The organism is Bacillaceae bacterium S4-13-56, from assembly GCA_040191315.1.
Lineage (GTDB): Bacteria > Bacillota > Bacilli > Bacillales > JAWJLM01 > JAWJLM01.
In genome coordinates, this window is the sequence record JAWJLM010000032.1 from 1 (window position 1) to 17595 (window position 17595).

22 protein-coding genes, 1 pseudogene and 1 riboswitch are annotated in these 17595 nt (G+C 37.6%); of the genes and pseudogenes, 13 read left to right on the forward strand and 10 right to left on the reverse strand.

Annotated features, from left to right (window positions below; all coding sequences use genetic code 11):
- Positions 1 to 75 precede the first annotated feature (75 nt).
- Positions 76 to 453 carry a RidA family protein gene (locus tag RZN25_10005; protein MEQ6377153.1) on the reverse strand — a complete coding sequence of 126 codons (378 nt, stop codon included), beginning with the start codon at positions 451 to 453 and terminating at the stop codon, positions 76 to 78.
- 203 nt (positions 454 to 656) lie between these two features.
- Between RZN25_10005 and RZN25_10010 the strand changes: the two genes are divergently transcribed.
- From RZN25_10010 to RZN25_10030, 5 genes and pseudogenes are all read left to right on the forward strand, one after another.
- On the forward strand, positions 657 to 1847 hold the full coding sequence (locus tag RZN25_10010; protein ID MEQ6377154.1) for an MFS transporter: 1191 nt from the start codon (positions 657 to 659) through the stop codon (positions 1845 to 1847).
- A 314-nt stretch (positions 1848 to 2161) separates the two neighbouring features.
- Positions 2162 to 2311 (forward strand): hypothetical protein, encoded by a 150-nt coding sequence (locus tag RZN25_10015; protein ID MEQ6377155.1) that lies wholly within the window; start codon positions 2162 to 2164, stop codon positions 2309 to 2311.
- A gap of 87 nt (positions 2312 to 2398) precedes the next feature.
- Positions 2399 to 2503: riboswitch (SAM riboswitch) on the forward strand.
- A gap of 74 nt (positions 2504 to 2577) precedes the next feature.
- Positions 2578 to 3696, forward strand: a complete 1119-nt coding sequence (locus RZN25_10020; GenBank protein ID MEQ6377156.1) for a methionine biosynthesis PLP-dependent protein — start codon at positions 2578 to 2580, stop codon at positions 3694 to 3696.
- Entirely contained in the window at positions 3696 to 3818 is a 123-nt protein-coding gene (locus tag RZN25_10025) for a hypothetical protein (GenBank protein ID MEQ6377157.1), read from the forward strand. Before RZN25_10020 ends, RZN25_10025 begins: the two co-directional genes overlap by 1 nt.
- Positions 3814 to 3909, forward strand: a pseudogene (locus RZN25_10030) (PLP-dependent transferase). Before RZN25_10025 ends, RZN25_10030 begins: the two are co-directional and overlap by 5 nt.
- A 55-nt stretch (positions 3910 to 3964) precedes the next feature.
- On the opposite strand, the gene RZN25_10035 reads toward RZN25_10030, so the two are convergent.
- The 3 genes from RZN25_10035 to RZN25_10045 form a co-directional block, all read right to left on the reverse strand.
- On the reverse strand, positions 3965 to 4282 hold the full coding sequence (locus RZN25_10035) for a hypothetical protein (GenBank protein ID MEQ6377158.1): 318 nt from the start codon (positions 4280 to 4282) through the stop codon (positions 3965 to 3967).
- 64 nt (positions 4283 to 4346) lie between these two features.
- Positions 4347 to 5525, reverse strand: coding sequence for an MFS transporter (locus RZN25_10040; protein ID MEQ6377159.1), 1179 nt, complete (start codon positions 5523 to 5525; stop codon positions 4347 to 4349).
- A 592-nt stretch (positions 5526 to 6117) separates the two neighbouring features.
- The gene (locus RZN25_10045) at positions 6118 to 6558 is read right to left on the reverse strand and encodes a cell wall hydrolase (protein MEQ6377160.1); all 441 of its coding nucleotides are present in this window, start codon (positions 6556 to 6558) and stop codon (positions 6118 to 6120) included.
- A gap of 193 nt (positions 6559 to 6751) precedes the next feature.
- Here RZN25_10045 and RZN25_10050 point away from each other — a divergent pair, with 193 nt between their 5' ends.
- On the forward strand, positions 6752 to 7663 hold the full coding sequence (locus RZN25_10050) for a VanW family protein (GenBank protein MEQ6377161.1): 912 nt from the start codon (positions 6752 to 6754) through the stop codon (positions 7661 to 7663).
- Positions 7664 to 7673: 10 nt separating this feature from the next.
- Here RZN25_10050 and RZN25_10055 read toward each other — a convergent pair whose 3' ends face one another.
- From RZN25_10055 to RZN25_10075, 5 genes are all read right to left on the reverse strand, one after another.
- On the reverse strand, positions 7674 to 8309 hold the full coding sequence (locus RZN25_10055; GenBank protein ID MEQ6377162.1) for an alpha/beta fold hydrolase: 636 nt from the start codon (positions 8307 to 8309) through the stop codon (positions 7674 to 7676).
- Between the two features lie 71 nt (positions 8310 to 8380).
- Entirely contained in the window at positions 8381 to 8524 is a 144-nt protein-coding gene (locus RZN25_10060) for a hypothetical protein (protein MEQ6377163.1), read from the reverse strand.
- Positions 8525 to 8860: 336 nt separating this feature from the next.
- Positions 8861 to 9175, reverse strand: a complete 315-nt coding sequence (locus RZN25_10065; protein ID MEQ6377164.1) for a DUF3892 domain-containing protein — start codon at positions 9173 to 9175, stop codon at positions 8861 to 8863.
- Between the two features lie 55 nt (positions 9176 to 9230).
- Positions 9231 to 9776: a GNAT family protein gene (locus RZN25_10070; GenBank protein MEQ6377165.1), complete on the reverse strand. Its 546-nt coding sequence runs from the start codon at positions 9774 to 9776 to the stop codon at positions 9231 to 9233.
- Between the two features lie 93 nt (positions 9777 to 9869).
- Complete coding sequence (locus tag RZN25_10075) at positions 9870 to 11006, reverse strand: DEAD/DEAH box helicase (protein MEQ6377166.1); 1137 nt, start codon at positions 11004 to 11006, stop codon at positions 9870 to 9872.
- Positions 11007 to 11263: 257 nt separating this feature from the next.
- On the opposite strand from RZN25_10075, the gene RZN25_10080 reads away from it, so the two are divergent.
- From RZN25_10080 to RZN25_10105, 6 genes are all read left to right on the forward strand, one after another.
- Positions 11264 to 11404, forward strand: a complete 141-nt coding sequence (locus RZN25_10080) for a cytochrome C oxidase subunit II (protein MEQ6377167.1) — start codon at positions 11264 to 11266, stop codon at positions 11402 to 11404.
- Between the two features lie 17 nt (positions 11405 to 11421).
- Positions 11422 to 11883, forward strand: coding sequence for a cytochrome c oxidase subunit II (locus RZN25_10085; GenBank protein ID MEQ6377168.1), 462 nt, complete (start codon positions 11422 to 11424; stop codon positions 11881 to 11883).
- A 15-nt stretch (positions 11884 to 11898) separates the two neighbouring features.
- Positions 11899 to 13578 carry a cbb3-type cytochrome c oxidase subunit I gene (locus RZN25_10090; GenBank protein MEQ6377169.1) on the forward strand — a complete coding sequence of 560 codons (1680 nt, stop codon included), beginning with the start codon at positions 11899 to 11901 and terminating at the stop codon, positions 13576 to 13578.
- Positions 13579 to 13645: 67 nt separating this feature from the next.
- Positions 13646 to 14278, forward strand: coding sequence for an SCO family protein (locus RZN25_10095; GenBank protein MEQ6377170.1), 633 nt, complete (start codon positions 13646 to 13648; stop codon positions 14276 to 14278).
- 2 nt (positions 14279 to 14280) lie between these two features.
- Positions 14281 to 14841 carry a hypothetical protein gene (locus RZN25_10100; GenBank protein MEQ6377171.1) on the forward strand — a complete coding sequence of 187 codons (561 nt, stop codon included), beginning with the start codon at positions 14281 to 14283 and terminating at the stop codon, positions 14839 to 14841.
- A gap of 297 nt (positions 14842 to 15138) precedes the next feature.
- On the forward strand, positions 15139 to 15492 hold the full coding sequence (locus RZN25_10105; protein ID MEQ6377172.1) for a cytochrome C oxidase subunit II: 354 nt from the start codon (positions 15139 to 15141) through the stop codon (positions 15490 to 15492).
- A gap of 437 nt (positions 15493 to 15929) precedes the next feature.
- Here RZN25_10105 and cyoE read toward each other — a convergent pair whose 3' ends face one another.
- Positions 15930 to 16841 (reverse strand): heme o synthase, encoded by a 912-nt coding sequence (gene cyoE / locus RZN25_10110; protein ID MEQ6377173.1) that lies wholly within the window; start codon positions 16839 to 16841, stop codon positions 15930 to 15932.
- A 185-nt stretch (positions 16842 to 17026) separates the two neighbouring features.
- Here cyoE and RZN25_10115 point away from each other — a divergent pair, with 185 nt between their 5' ends.
- A complete protein-coding gene (locus tag RZN25_10115) occupies positions 17027 to 17467 on the forward strand; it encodes a S1 domain-containing RNA-binding protein (protein MEQ6377174.1) in 441 nt (146 codons plus the stop codon).
- The last annotated feature ends 128 nt before the right edge of the window (positions 17468 to 17595 follow it).

Consider the following 17595-nt stretch of genomic DNA (forward strand, 5'->3'; position numbering starts at 1 on the left):
AGCGAGCCATAATGATTTCTTATCTTGTAAGAAAAGCCAGTCCTCTCACTCTGAGAGAGGACTGGCCATTGGGTTTTATGACTTCACGGCAATTACATCCATTTCTATTAGTACGTCTTTAGGAAGCCTCGATACTTCTACTGTCGCTCTTGCTGGGTAAGGTTGTTCGAGATAGGTAGCATAAATTTCATTCACTTTTGCAAAATCATCCATAGAGTTTAAGTATATAGTAAACTTTACTACTTCCTGAAAGGTGATACTAGCTTCCTTTAAAATGGCATTTAAATTTTTCATAACTTGATGAGTTTGGTTTTCAATCCCTTCTACAACCTCACTCGTTGTAGGATCGATGGGAATTTGGCCTGAGACAAAAACAAACCCGCCAGCATCAATTGCCTGTGAATAGGGCCCAATTGCTTGTGGCGCTCCATTCGTTTGTATAACCTTTCTCATGTAAATCAACCTCCTAAATGGCATTCATTTTTTCTTACTATAACATTCTGGAGAAACATATACATAGTCCTATTTGTGCAAAATTCTTTTCTAACCTTAGAAAATTCGTTACAATATTATTTAGGAACTCGAAATAGTTTAACAAAAAGAGAGAAGTGGTCAAAATCAACCAAGAAATAATCGCCAAGAGAAATTTAAAAATTATGTGGTTTGCAAATTTCTTTATTGCAGGAAGTATGACGATGGTACTTCCTTTTCTTTCGTTATATATTGAAACGTTAGGAAATTTTTCAGATGCTTATGTTCAAACTTGGTCAGGGCTAATTTTCGCAGTAACTTTTGTGACGGCTGCCCTATTCTCTCCCATTTGGGGAAGAATTGGTGACAGATTTGGAAGAAAAAACGTTCTCATTATCTTGGGGATAGGTTTGGGAACTTCTGTATTCCTAATGGGATTTGTTACCTCGATTATGCAATTATTTTTCTTACGTCTTTTTATGGGGATCTTTACAGGTTTTATTCCTATGTCACAAGCGTTAATCGCCACTCAGACTCCAAGAAAAATGGCAGGAAGAGTGCTGGGCACATTACAGACCGGAAATATTACAGGAAGTCTGATGGGCCCCCTTATCGGAGGTGCACTAGCTGATTCTATAGGGTTTGCCCAAACCTTTCAATCTCTTTCCTTTGTGTTATTGATAGCTTCCATTCTGGTATGGACTAGTATCAAAGAAGTAAAGATAAATAGTGAGGAAGGTTCTAACAGAAAATATAGTGGAAAAGAAGTTCTTTCCCATATCATCCATCATCCAATGATGCTTACCGTGATGTTATTAGCAATGATCGTCCAAATCGCTCACTTTAGCATTCAGCCCATATTATCCCTTTATGTGGGAGAACTTCATGGCCCCGTCAATTTAGCCTTTTTCTCTGGGATGGCCTTTTCAGCGGCTGGATTAGGAAACTTGATTATGGCGAGAAATTGGGGGAAACTCGGCGACAATAAAGGTTATTTAAAGATATTGATGATCCTCCTTTTCCTTGCGGGGGTCGTTTATCTGCCAGGTGCCTTTGTGACGAATATATGGCAACTAACTTTTATTCGGTTCTTGTTAGGCTTTTCAATTGGTGGAATTATGCCTTTGTTGGTAGCCTACATCCGCCAAGAAGCACCTATCTCTATTCAAGGGGAAGTTTTAGGGTACAACACTAGTCTTAGGTTCACTGGCAATATTATTGGCCCTGTCCTTGGTGGAACAATCTCTAGTTATTTTGGTATTTCATCCGTTTTTTTCGTTACCAGTTTCCTTCTTATATCAAGTGGGGGTATTCTGTATTTAGTAAGGCATAAAATGAGTAAATCAAATAACTCCCCTATCCTGGAAAAACCATAAAGTGAAACTCCAATCAGTGGCCGTCCCCCACTGATTGGTAGCACCCAAGGGCATGTCTAAAGGCCCTTGAACCAATCGGACATTTATGGGCAGTTTATCCTCACCTACTCTTTTCGTTCACTTAAGACTTGAGGTTGGGGTTTACTTCCATGAAAATAAAACATTAAATTTTTTATCCTTGTTGGTGAAGCTTGCTTCATGATTGGCTGCCCGTTCATGCGAAATAAATATAATAACGACATGAATCTAATTTTCCTCTCATATATTAATAGAAATTTCAATGATAATCCCTTGGGAATGGAGGAGAAGGATTTATGGACGAGCCGGAATACTTGTTAACCTACAATGGTGGTCTTTATGAATGGTTTTATTCCGTTGATGAAATGAGAGAATTCCTAGAAGAAAATGAAATTGAATCTTATGAAGCTTTGCATATTCCAGAAGCTTTTGAGGTAGAGATATAAGATTTATCCTTCTAAAAATCTTTCACTTGCAAAACATCAAAAAGTAAGATAAAGTAACTTTTAAGTATTTTAATTGAATAAAGTAAGTTCTTATCAAGAGAGACGGAGGGACTGGCCCTAAGATGTCTCAGCAACCAGCCATTAAAGGCACGGTGCTAATTCCAAAAGGTTATTATGCCTTGAAGATAAGAAGAAAGCGACTCGATTATTCAGGACCTTCTTCTTAGAAGGTCCTTTTTATTATTGTTGATCAAGGAGAGGAATTTATGACAAAACAAAGATTAGAGACAAAGCTAGCACAGTTAGGAAATAAAAGTGACGAAAAAACTGGAGCAGTGAGCCCTCCTATTTATTTATCTACAGCATATCAGCACCAGGGACTTGGTCAATCAACAGGCTATGATTATACTCGTACCAAAAATCCGACTCGTTCTCTCCTAGAAGATGGAATTGCATCACTTGAGGGTGGCGTAAGAGGATTTGCATGTAGCTCGGGTATGGCTGCCATTCAATTAGTTCTTACTCTTTTTCAACCAGGAGATGAATTGCTCGCACCTGAAGATCTTTACGGAGGAACGTATCGTTTATTTGAGCAATATGGTAAGGTTTACCGTATTAAAACAACCTATCATGATTTTGCCGACGTTAAAGAAGTTGCAAAGAAACTTACAGCTAATACTAAGGCTATTTTCATTGAAACTCCAACGAACCCTTTAATGCAAGAGATCGATCTTGAGGATTATGCAGAGTTAGCTCAGAGGAATAACTTATTGCTTATCGTTGACAATACATTCCTCACTCCATACTTACAGCAACCAATATCTCTTGGTGCTGATATCGTCATCCATAGCGCCACCAAATACCTAGGTGGACATAATGATGTTTTAGCGGGGTTAGTTGTAGCAAAGGATACAACTATTGCTGATCAATTAGGAGAGTATCATAATGCTTCTGGGGCTACCCTCTCCCCTTTTGATTCCTGGCTCCTTATCCGGGGACTAAAAACGTTATCACTCCGAGTGGAAAGGCATCAAGATAATGCTCGTGTCCTAGCCGAATTTTTACGAAAGGAACCATTAGTAACAGACGTTCTTTATGCGAACAAAGGTGGAATGATTTCTTTTCGTCTCGCAGACAGCAAGTGGGTTCCTTTATTTTTAGAAAGCCTGGACCTTATCATCTTCGCGGAAAGCTTGGGTGGCGTGGAAAGCTTTATCACATACCCTGCCACTCAGACTCACGCAGATATTCCTAAGGAGGAAAGAGAAAGACGAGGGATCTGTGATCGGTTGTTACGCTTTTCAGTAGGAATTGAGCATGTGGAAGATTTAAAGGAAGATTTGAAACAAGCATTTAACCAAATACGTGCTAAGGAGAGGAAATAATGAGTGAGCATAGGGATCAGTTAGAAACAAAATTTGTCCATTCTGCTAGAGACAACTTTGTGGAAGAAAAAACAGGTGCTGTCAATGTTCCTATCTACTTATCTTCCACCTTTCATCAATAATTGTTTTACCTTTTTGGATAACACGTTCATGACTCCCCTACTTCAAAATCCAATTTTATTGGGAGTAGATGTTGTCTTACATAGTGCAACCAATGTCTATAAATAAAACAAGGACCTTGGAGGTTAAATCCAAGGCCCTTGTTTTATTACTTCATAAAGAATACTAGATGAAGGATATCATCTACTCCTCTGAATGCGATTGAAAAGAATGGGATGTATAATGGAAACGGGATTAATAAAAATAGAAACGCCCAAACTTTTTGATCCGAGTCAAGCTTTACTTTTGTGTAAGTAAGTAGCATCATGATTACGAAAAATAACGGGTATCCAAATAATCCAAGGAAGAATACAGGCTCAACTATAAACTTAGAATGAGGAAACATAGCTATTAAAAAAAAGAAAAAACAAGAAATGATAAGGAAAGCTAGGATAGATATCCAAAACCACTTAGGGAACACTCTCACTGGTAACCCTCCTTTTTCTTCTTTTTCAGCCTACCCTATTCTTTACTAACTTGCCTACCTAAAACTATCCTTTTTGCTTTAATGGTGTGATTTCTTTTCCATACGGCAAAATATGATACACTGTCAATAAAATAACACCAATTAAACTTGACCAACCAAGTATAAAATACATCATTCCCCCACCATAGGAATCAATCAGAAAGCCACCAAATAAAGATCCGAATATTCCAGAGACTCCAAAAAATACTGTAACAAATAATAGGTGCCCCGTAGCTTGGAGAGAAGTTGGAATTAATCGGGAAACATAGTCAAAAGCAGCTAAATAAAAGACACCAAAGGATAACCCATGCAAGAATTGAAAGCCTGTAATAATGATAGGATCAGAGATGAAGGAATAAATAAACCACCTAGTACTATACAAAATACCCGCACCAATAATAAAAATTAATGGATGGTATTTTTTAAACCAAAGACCCGCAAAAGCAAACACTGCTGCTTCACTTGCTACTCCAATAAACCAAGATAAACCAACAAGTCCTTCGCTCCCTCCAATTCTCGTAATGTAAAGCCCAAGAAAACTATCACTAGCGCGATGCGTGATCGTAATAAACATGATCAAAACTAGAAAAATGATAAGGGGTTTATTCTGAAGTAACTGCTTCACGTCAGATAATTGAATCGAAACATCTTTTTCTACTTTCACGTCTGTCAAAAATAAACAGGATATAAAGGCAATGATCCCAAAAGAAAAGTAAGGCCACATAATATGTTGAATTCCCACTCTCCCTAGGATCTCGCCAAAAATTAAGGCCGATACCGCAAAACCAATGGAACCCCAAGTGCGAATACTTCCAAAATTAACACCTAATTGTACGGATTTTCTTTGAGCCAAACTGTCACTTAACGCACCAATGGGAGATACAAAAAAATAAAAAATAGCAGCCATAATTAAAATAGTGGCTAAAGCTGTCATTTGAAAGAAAACGAGCGTACTTAAAAGCAATCCACCCAAACAGATTAACACCATTCTTTTGACTGTTTGGTATTTATCACTCATATATCCCCAAAAAGGCTGTGCAATAATGGATGACATGGGTCCTATAGCCATAACCCAGCCAATTTCACTCCCCTTTAACCCCACGAACTCCAAATAAATAGGAAGAAAGGAAATAAGAATAGCATTCGCTCCATGAAAAAAGAACAATAATGATTTCAAAGGAATAGTGGACTCAGTTTGCAACATATGTATAACTCTCCTAGTATGTACTCCACTCTATATAGAGAGTGATTACGTCTGATTAGTCTAAGATTTTAGTATAACGCTATTTGGAGTACATTAACAAAGATTTTATTTTATAGTACGGGATTATTAAAAGTGTTCCCCTAAATAAAGTGAAACTTCAATCAGTGGTCGTCCCCCACTGATTGTTAGCAACTAAGAGTATATGACCTAAAGGCCCCTGGAACCAATCGAACCTTTACGGGAAAAGTATGAAGATATAAAAAAAATGGCCAGCAGGACTCGGGTTCATCCCGAATCGCACTGGCAGTTTTAAAATATAAACCTACCTAATAGGTTGGATGATGAATTTTTCTTGTTTTCTTCCTACCCTCTTTTATTACTGTTTTACTGTCTTAGAAAACGATGCTCCTAATAACAGCATGACAATGGAAAACGAAAGTACAGCAATATTCTGTAGTTCTTGAGTTCCTAGGAGGTAACCTATAATGGAACTATTGCAGACATGGTAAGTCCCCAAACAAATTTTACTGAAATTCTTCTTTATAAGAAGAACCACTCATTTTTTGATAGCTAATAATTGATACTTAAATGTTTAATATCTATAGACACCTTCACATGTATTGGCTATTGGTTCATAATAACAATGTTGTTTATATTGCCCTGTATTGGGTTGATTATACCATGTTGGAGGGCATTCACCATAAGGGTTAAAATACCAGAGCGCATATTTAGAAGGATGTTGTCTCCAATAATCTAAAACCTGCTTTGCTAATTTTTTCTCCACCCCTCTTGCTCTGTTGTAGAAAACATTTCCCTTTTGTACGGCTTCAAAAGAATAATTCCCTCCCTGCACTTGATAAATGACATCAGGTATGGACTTTAATCCAATAAAATCTAAACAATCAGCCTTTGCTCGATTTACAATAACATTACCAACCATGAGCATCCCAAGCTTACCTTCGCCTTCCGCTTCTGCCCTTATCATCCTTGCTACTAAATCCACATCGCTATCTGTATATTTTACTCTTGGCATTTTTATCACCTCTAAAAGAATTGTATGAAAAATGCCTATAAAAATGTGGGCTTTTCTCTTTTTTTTACTTAGTGAACTTGTACTTATTTCTCTTGGACTATCCATTTCAATCCCATGAAAAGGGAATGAATATTTATTTAGATTACATGAAATTTTAACCCATGCTCATATTAAAAATTAGGAGGCCTATATTATGAAAATGACATACTTAACTATTCTATTTCTTATGTTTAACCATAATGCAGTTTCAAATGACCTAGGGGTGACTTATAAAGGGGATACGCTTACTACTGTAAATAGATCTGATTTTTTAATTCCCTATCTTGACGTACTAGTTATAGATGAAAATAAATATATTCACTTGATAAATCAACTGGATCAGAAAATATATAAGGCGCCTGTTGATGCATCAATCAATGATAATGGAATAATTGTTCCTGGAGAAGTAGGTTATAAATTACATCTTCACAGATTCAAAGAACTTTTCTACACCTATTTTTTTGAAAATGGTTCTGCTCAAATGGAGGCCCCTATTCTTGAAGTTCACCCAAAGGTTGACAGTGAACTATTAGCAAACATTAGGACACAACAAATTGGGCAATATGTTACCTATTATAATTCTAAGAACAAAGAAAGATCCTATAATATTGTTCTTTCTACAGAAGCCATAAATAATCATGTTATATTTCCTGGTGAAACTTTTTCTTTTAACCAGGTTGTGGGTAAGAGAACAAAAGAAAAAGGTTATTTGCCCGCACCTGTGATTGTTAAGGGAGAGGTTGCAGAAGGAATTGGCGGGGGGATATGTCAGGTTTCTTCCACCCTATTTAATGCAGTTGACCGTGCCGGTGTCGAAATTCTTCAACGGTATTCCCACAGTAAGAGCGTTCCCTATGTTCCACCAGGAAGGGATGCAACAGTCAGTTGGTATGGGCCTGATTTTACTTTTAAAAATATCTTAAATGAACCCGTTCTAATCCGTTCAAAGGCACGAGATGGGAAAGTAGTCATTCAAATCTACTCTTCTGACCTTGTGGAATACACTCCACGCAAAGTACCAAAAGTTTTAGATGAGCTTCCAAAGGAAATACAGATTTTCCATTAATTAATAATCTCTATTTTTTAAAAGTTCCTCTTTTTAGGAACTGATCAACTAGTTGTGCAGTTACCTTTTTGTGGTGAATTTCTAAATGTCCATAAGGGAGAACCACATAATCATTCAAATCAGGGAAGTAAACGGAATCCAATTCTACTCGCCCATCATTTGTTACAGGAATTAACTTACCTAACAAAAGATTATTTTTATTACCCGCGATCGCTCCCAACTCAATGGTCGGATGGGAAGTCAGGTTCAATTGTTTAATATATTCCTTATGAAGAGATTTTAAGGTGCGATATATTTTAACAGAAAATGGGAAAATACCGGCTAATTCTGCTAACCTACTTCCATTGTTTGGTGTAGCAATGAGAACACATCTTCCAACTCGATTTTTGTATTTTTTATTGGAAATGACCTTACGAATAACAAGTCCACCAGTACTGTGACCTATTAAATGTGGTTTTTCATTAGGAAAATGCTCATCAATGATACGCTCTAACTCCACAGCTGCTTTATCAAATTCTTTATAAGTTAAAGAAAAGTCCGGAGTTAAACATGTATAACCAAGAGGTTCTAAATGATTCTTTAGTGGAGCCATATCTGAACCATCCTTTTTATATCCATGTACTAATATAGCCTTGATGATAATCACATCCTCTTTCCAAAAGGAATAGTAGAATCAATGATTAAGTTTCTTGTTGGTTACGAACTGAGCATATCCCTTTACAGTAAACCTATCAAAAAATAAATTGGAATAGAAAATATATGATTCCATTTTATAATTTCATATATGCCCAACCATTCAAAGACGTTCCCGTGTTCCCTCAACTCCTCAATGAATTCTTCAATAATTTGAAACTGTTCCACGGTTTCACATCCTTCCTCTTTATTCTTTCCTTTACCAAGATAAAATATTGATTTTGTAATAGTAAGAAAAGCGCAAGCGCCCTTGATCATCGACGTAAGGCGGTGAGGCCCACAGGATGTGGGTCACGTAGGCGGTTGCGACACGATGGCGCGGTTTTAGCCTACGTTCCCTCCCAGATAAAGGAAACACGGTTCACGAAGTGAATCGATGTTGACTTATCGATGGAGAGGAGGGAACCGACTCTAGTCGATAGGGCGCTGGAGCTAGACAAGTTTTATACTTTCCTATCTGTTAAAAAAAGAGAATGCCTGTTGGACATTCTCTTTTATCATTCCTTAAAAAGAAGGTAATTGATCTAAATTATTTTCTTTAATGCCGTCTGGTTCACTTCTTAAGATATCTCTCCCATACTTATGAAAAACATCAACGTGCATAAGTTTTCCTGCTTTTGCTTCTTCTAAGGCAGTAACATAGTCTAATTCTCGTCCAGTATTTGTTTTCATCGCAATGATATCTCCATCATCATTTTTACGAACAGCTACAATTTCTTCGCCGTCATAGCCTTGTTGGTTAACCGCTTCTTCTTGTGCTTGTTGGTCACCTTGCTCCTTGTATTCATTGTAGATTTTTTCAAAGTCTTGTTGACTCATTAAAAACACCTCCTGTACAAGATTAGTATGTGTGGAAGGTGTATGATTTATAAATTTATGATTTGTTCCATCCCTCTGCTAACATGCCATACACCACATGGTCCACATAGTGGTCATATAACCATTCTACTTGTCGCAAAGTTCCTTCTTTTACAAAACCTAACCTTTCTGGAATCGCACGACTCTTTTGATTAGCTTTTGCCACTCTTATCTCAACCTTATGTAGCCCTAATTCTTGGAAGGCATTTGTCGTTAAAGCTCTCGCTACCTTTGTCATAATACCAAGTCCTTGAAAATCTGAATCCAGCCAATATCCTAGATAAGTGATTTTATTAACCCAATCAATTTCATTGTAGCCTGCTACTCCAATTATTTCTCCCCTATAAAGGATCAGTGTAGTCATGCTTCTCTGTTCAGCATAATTTTTTTGCCCAATCTTAATGAAATTCTTTGTATCTATAACGCTTGTTGTCCCATCAAGCCAAGCTAACCACGGTTTAAGATATTCCCTATTTTTATCTATCACTGAAAATAATTTTGTTGCATCTTTATTTTGAGGAAGTTTAAGGGAAAGCTCCTCATCAATTTTCATAACGAACATCTTTTTCCCCTCCATAGAGAAAAACCTTTTTATTTATACTAATTTAACTTCCAGGTTATTCCCCTCTTTTCTGTTATACATTTTGACTTGTCTCTATTTGGCACCCTGAAGTTTTCCTTTATATAATGTCTTCTTTTGAAGCTGGATTTTTAACTCATTAGCGATTTTTCTCAATTTTGAACTTTCGCTTTCCGTAACAATCGAAATGACCTTCCCATCTAGTTCAGAGCCTAGCCTTCCTGTTCTCCCTGATCGATGGATATATTGTGCGGATTCTTTCGGTACATCTAGTTGAATCACATGTGTGATGTCTTGGATATCGAGTCCTCTTGCTGCAACATCTGTAGCAAGCATAAAAGAAACCGCTCCTGAACGAAAATCGCGAATGGCTTTGGCGCGATCCTGCTTTTTGGAATCACTGTGTAACACAGCAACATCGATTCCTTTAAATCGAAGTTTCTCTGCCATAACTGATAAATTTCCAATATCTCTCGCGAACACTAACGTTTTTCCCTCTTCTGCATGATGTATTTTCCTTAAGGTTTCTAATTTGTCCCTTTCCTCAACTACTACAAAGATATGGTCAACTAAAGGTTTACTATCCTCTGATAAATTAACTCTTATGACAGCTGGTTCCTTCATTCGCGTTCTAAAAAATTGTTCCATATCATTGGATACTGTTGCAGAGATGACAACCAATTGACGATCAGCCAAAGCTCTTTTTATCACTTCATCTACCTTCGCTTGATGCTCTGGCACCATTAATTGATCTGCTTCATCTAATACAATTGTTTTCACCTCATGCATTTTTAATTTCTTTTGTTTGGATAGCTCATCGACTCGACCCGGAGTACCAACAATTATATGAGGGTGTTTTTTCAACTTTTCCAATTGACGTTTAGGATTCGCTCCCCCAATTAGAGTAGCACTACGAATTCCACTACCCTCTCCCCATACTTGCACCTGTTCATGAATCTGCATCACAAGCTCATGGGAAGAAGCTAATATAAGTACCTGTGGATGAACTTGATCTAAATCTACATTTTGTAAAAGTGGTAAAAGATAAGCTAACGTCTTCCCAGTACCTGTCGGCGCCTCAGCGATAACATCCTTCCCTTCCTCAATCACAGGAATAGCCTTTTTCTGAACAGTCGTTAAATCTTCAAACCCCGCCTTATCCCACGCCTTTAGAATAAACGGTTGCGGTTCCTTAATAAATATATCTTCCATAAACCATACTTCCCTTCAAATTACTACTCCTAAATCTACCATGTACACACCCGCACTTCAACATGGAGCCGGTTCTCACCAACCCGTTATCTTGTAATATACAGTAGTATGTTGGTGAGAACCGACCCCCCCAACACACCAATACCCCCTAGGGAACACCTGTGATGTAAAACACGCTTATCCGTGATTTCGTTCACTTCAACGACACAAATTTGCCTTTAAGATGTAGTTAGAAGATAAAGAGGGGGAGATAAGAGATGGCGACATCAAAAGTTAGGGGATCTGAACATAATCAAGAAGAAACACAAGTTGGAACAATAATATCTGTTGGCATAGTTGCCGCAGTCATTGTAGTTATGTGGGTAGCCGTATTTGGAATTTATATGGCTAGATTGTAGAGAAAGGGGAGAACTTCATGCACCGTTTAGAGGAAATTTGGATGACCATTAGTATCGGAATCTTAGTTATTTTTATGTTAGTTATTGGATATCAAACTTTTGCTTTAGGAATGGGGCCACCAAGTAATATGGACACCATTGATCCACAAAATGTGGAAGCCACAGAACCTTTTGATGAGCCTGGTGTAAAAGAAATTGGGGAGAACGAATATGAAGCAGTTATTATTATGCAACAATTCGGATTCCAACCAAGTACGATAGAAGTTCCTGCAGGAGCTAAAGTGAATTTTACACTTACATCAAAAGATGTAACTCATGGATTCCAAGTAGTAAATACAAATATTAATGCAATGGTTATGCCTGGACATATTCAAAGAATATCTCATACATTCGACGAACCGGGCGATTATTTAGTCGTTTGTAACGAGTATTGTGGTGCTGGACACCAAGCAATGAGTACGACAATCATAGTTAAGTAAAGGAGGGAATAGCTAATGGCACAAACATTAAAAACTACCATTAAAGAAGGAGCTAAAAGGGCCTTAGGGGTGAATCCTCAGGATGCAAAGATATCACTATCCTACTTCACAGTAGCTTTTGTCTCTCTATTAATAGGTGGCCTTTTTGGATTACTACAAGGATTAGAAAGAGCAGGACTTATACAATTACCCCATTGGTTAGATTACTATTCCATATTAACCGCACACGGATTACTTTTGTTGGTTGTATTTACAGCAACATTCACCATTGGTTATCAATTTGCTAACTTATCCCACTCATTGGGTGGGCTTTTACCAAAAGTAAGAAAAATGGCATGGATAGGTTTCGGTCTCATGCTTATTGGAACAGTAATGTCAGCTACAATGGTGTTATTAGGTAAAGCATCTGTGTTATATACCTTTTATCCACCGATGGCTGCACACCCAATCTTCTACTTCGGATTAGTGCTTATTGTTCTTGGAATTTGGTCTTCCTGTTTTGGAGTATTTACCAACTATCGTCATTGGAGAAAAAATCATCCAGGGCAAACTGCTCCTCTTTTAGCTTACTTTGCAATGGGAGTCTTTATTCTATGGTTCTTTGCAAGCTTAGGAGTAACAATCGAAGTATTCATGATTATCCCTTGGGTACTTGGATGGGTTGAAACGATCAACGTTATGATTTCAAGAACCCTCTTCTGGTGGTTCGGACATACGCTAGTTAACATCTGGTATCTAGTTGCAACCTCAGCTTGGTATGTAATTGTACCGAAGATTCTTGGAGTAAATCATTTCAATGAAAAGCTTATTCGTCTAGTAGTAATTTTAATTGTTATCTTAAACATCCCTGGCGGATTCCACCATCAAATTATCGACTCAGCAATCTCGATTCCTATTAAATTCTTACACGTTTTTATGAGTCTGTCGATTGCAGTACCTTCTCTAATGACAGCATACGCTATGTTTAGAGTATTAGAGAAAGCGGGAAGAAAAAACGGCGGTACTGGTCTATTAGGTTGGTTTAAAAAGCTTCCATGGGGAGATGTCCGCTTCTTAGCACCAATGATTGCTATGATCGGATTTATTCCTGGAGGAGCTGGTGGTATTGTTAACACTAGTAACCAATTAAACCAAGTTGTTCATAACACAATGTGGGTTGTTGGACACTTCCACGTAACTGTTGGAGTTTCCGTAGTTCTTACCTTCTTTGGAATCTGTTACTGGATGATTCCACATCTAGCAGGACGTCAATTAACGCCACAAATGAATAAAATTGGTGTCATTCAAACGATTGTCTGGACTGTTGGTATGACAATAATGGCAGGTTCTATGCATATTGCAGGTTTGTTTGGAGACCCAAGACGTACTTCTGATACTTCTTACGGTGGTCACGAAGCTGCATTAAACTGGCTAAACTTTGAAATTATATTTGGAGTTGGGGCTACAATCCTTCTTATTGGAGTTCTTATCCAAGTTTATGCTGTATTTAATATGATGTTCTTTGCACCAAAAGGTCACACAGAGTTTCCTGTGGCGACAGCTGCACCTGGAGCACCAAAAGCACCAATGTGGACAGAACGTTGGGGATTATGGGCTGTACTATTACTTGCTGTAGTTGCAATGGCTTATGTAGTTCCAATCGTCGATATGATTTGGAACGCACCTCCAGGATCCCCACCATTTAAGATGTATTAATATGAAACTAGAGGTCAGAACCATATTTACCTTCTGACCTCTATCCACCAAGTAAGGAAGTGGTTCTATGAACAATAAGTTACGAAACCGAATAGCCATCATTTTAGTTCTCCTGTTTGGAGTGTCTATCTTTTATGTGGGGACAGATGGTTTCAGAGCCTTCACTGCAGAAAGTGCTAGAACTCTTTCGTTAGAAAAGAATAAGCCCTCCTTCCCTTCTGTAACTTTAGAAGATAGCAAATATCAAACTTATACTTTTCAAGAACTAGCAAAAGACAAATATGTCTTCATTACATTTATGTACACGAATTGTGGTTCTGTTTGCCCTATATTAGAAATGAATATGGCTGACGTTTACGACCTTATACCAGAGGCCTACTTGGGAAAAGATATTCTGTTTCTAAGCATTAGCTTTGATACAGAACGTGATACACCAGAGGTTTTATCAAAGTATGGAAGCTATTTTGAAATTGACGAAGACTTCTGGAGGATGGCACGTATTCCTAATGAACAGGAGCTACAGTCCGTTTTAGATAGCCTAGGAGTCATCGTTATTCCAGATAATAATGGAAACTTTCAACATAACTCCGCTTTTTACTTGATCAATCCAAATGGTCAGTTAGAAGAAGTTATGGATTTCACAAAAATAGAAGAAGCAGCAAGAACAACACAAACTTTTCTTGAAACAGGGAGGGATTAATAATGAAGCAATCCATCTATGGTATGGCTCTTTTCGTTTTCTTAATCCTCCCCCCTGTTGCGAATTTACTAGAATCTATTATGATTATTCATATGCATATGCAAATGCCATTGCTTGTCCTTTCAGGTTTCCTAATGGCCCGATTCTTTCAAATGAAATTTCAAAGTTTTTTTGAAAAATGGAATCAAAATGGTGTACCTGGCATTACCCTCTTTGTTATCCTATGGTTATATTGGATGATCCCAAGGGCAATGGATGAATCTTTAACTCTAGCAACAGTAGAATGGTTTAAATTTATTAGTCTCACTGTAGCAGGTATCGCCCTTCGCGATAGCTGGAAAAAGCTCAGTATGGTAGGTAAAACGATTGTCTACATCTTCTTTACTCTAAAGTTTTTAATTATGGGTTATCTATACGTCATTATTGATAGCCAAGTATGTAACAACTATTTAATTCTTGAGCAAAAAACACTTGGTTGGGGATCGTTCGCCATGGCTATATGTTTTATTATTTATGGCTTTGTTCATCTCTTCACCGACCAATCAGAGTATCAACAATCTTGATAAAAAAGCGGAAGTGCCCTTTGAACATCGACATAAGGAGGTGAGGCCCGCAGGATGTGGGTCACGTATGCGCTTTGCCACACGATATGGCGGTATAGCGTACGTTCCCGTTGAGATAATGGAAACAAGATTCATGTTGAGAATCGATGTTGACTTATCGACTGAGATGAGGGAATCAACTCTAATCGATAGGGCGATGTGGCTAGACAAATTTCAGAAATTGCCCTTTAGGGAGCTGACTCATGCCGACAGGGCACTTAATTTAAGAAAACTTAATTTAAACGGGAGGAATTTTCAATGAAAAAACTAATGTTAACGTTATTATTTGCAGCTTTAGTAATGGCTCTTGCAGCCTGCGGAGGAGACGATTCTAGCAGTAACAATGCAGGTGGTTCTGGAGAAACTGTTGATTTAACTGCTTCTAACTGGCAGTTTGATAAAGATACTTACACTGTTCCAGCTGGAAAAGTAACTTTCAACCTTAAGAATGAAGATGGTTACCACGGAATTGAAATCGAGGGTACTGATGTGAAGATTGAAGGAGAAGGATCTGATTCTGCAACATTAGAAGCTGGAGAATATACTATTAAGTGTAGTGTTCCATGCGGTAGCGGCCACGACACTATGACAACAAAACTCGTCGTAGAATAATAAATATAAAAGGTATTTTATTAAAGAATGATTCCTCGTTTGAGGAATCATTCTTTTCATAGTATCAGCTATTTATAAGTTGTTTGAGAATTTGTCTATCTCCAGCGAAAAAGCTACAATGGCCGTCCCCCAATGATTGTTAGCACCCAAGAGTATGACCTAAAGTCCCTTAAACCAATCGACATTAATGGTCGGTAATGCGGGATAAATGAATGTTTCGAGGATTGTTCTGCGCATGAGCCGGCAGTGATAGAAATGACAGGGACATCAAAAGACAAACAATTACCACAATACTTTTTTTCAAATCAAAACCCTTTCCATACGTTATCTAAGAATGCAATTATAGTTTTTTATTCCCAAGGAAAGTATGCGAGGATTTTAACTTTTTTTAAGTAATAGAAAAAGTTCGTCGATTGACGAGCTTCGGAGCCTCCTTTTTATAAAAAGGTAACACCTATCATAAGAAGAAATATGATCATAATGTAATTGACCGAGTATAAAAACATAGTACGAGCCCATTTCATATGATCTTTTACAGTGAATCCTGTGATGCTAATGATTAACCATATAACATTCAATCCAGTGGCAATAAGTATAAAAGTCCACCCGAGCTCAACCATAAAGAATGGAAGAGGGATTAGGCTGGCAACATACACAGTAGTAACTCTTTTCGTTATGGAGAGCCCGTGTACAACAGGTAAAATAGCAACCTTCGCTCGTTTGTAATCATCATACTTTCGGATAGCAATAGCAAAGGTATGCGGGATTTGCCATATGAATAAGATAAAAAACATAAGAACAGGGATACTACTTGTAGCAGAATCGATCGCGGCCCACCCAATAAGTGGAGTGACAGCCCCCGAAATACTTCCTATGATTGTGTTGAGCGTGTATCTACGCTTAGACCACATCGTGTAAAGAATGACGTAAGTAAACCAACCAACAAAAGCATAGATTGCGGCTTCTATACTTGTTATTAATAATAAGATCATGCCAAGTACACTGAATGATATGCCCATAATTAGGATATACTTAAGCGGAATGGAACCTGTAACAGTGGGTCTCTTTTTGGTTCTTTCCATAACCGAATCAATATCAACATCATACCAGTTGTTGATTACTAAGGCTCCACCCATGACTAATGTACTGCCCAAAATCGTTAAAAAAAAGATTCCCCAATGATTAAGTAATGACAGCCCATTAAAATGCAACGCTAGCCAAAAACCAGCTAACACAGGAAGAATATTTGAAATGAGCACCCCAGACTTAAAAAGTAGTTTTAAATCACTTGCGAATTGGGTATGATTTCTTATATATGCTTGATCTATAACTTCAGATGACTGTTTCACTACTACCACCTCTTAGGGCGTTAATCGTATTCTAACGATAACGATAATAATTCTATTGTAACATGAGGAGCTCAATCACTAAGTGATATAATTCATAGCTGAAAATTCATTTATGAATAGTTGTATAATCTGAAGAAATTTGTTAAAATAAGATGGTTTCATATATTTTTAAGGGGGAAAATTTTTTGTCCATCGAAGTAGGAAGTAAAGTAAAAGGAAAAGTTACAGGAATTACGAATTTTGGAGCTTTTGTAGAACTACCTGGAGGAACAACTGGACTCGTGCATATCAGTGAAGTTGCTGACAGTTATGTAAAAGATGTTAATGATCATTTAAGTGTTGGTGATGAGGTGGAAGTGAAAGTAATCAGTGAAAAAGACGGTAAAACTGCTCTTTCTATCAAAAAAGCTATCGATCGTCCCGAATCTCAATCATTCCAACGTTCTTCACGACCAGGTAGAGATGGAAGAAATTCAAAAGACTTTCGTTCCAAAGGAAATTTCAAAGCAAAGGAAAGTTTTGAGGACAAACTCGCTAACTTCTTAAAAGCAAGTGAAGAAAATCTCTCTACTCTTAGCAAGAACACTGAAACTAAACGTGGTGGTAGAGGCGGACGTCGCGGATAATCACCAATGAACTTATAACTTATACTATCAAAAGGCAAGCCCTTAGCGGCTTGCCTTTTTACGTTTGTGTAAATGGCTGCCAATATGGTTTCTGTCCCAATTAACGACGCCGCTAAACCAAGTTATGC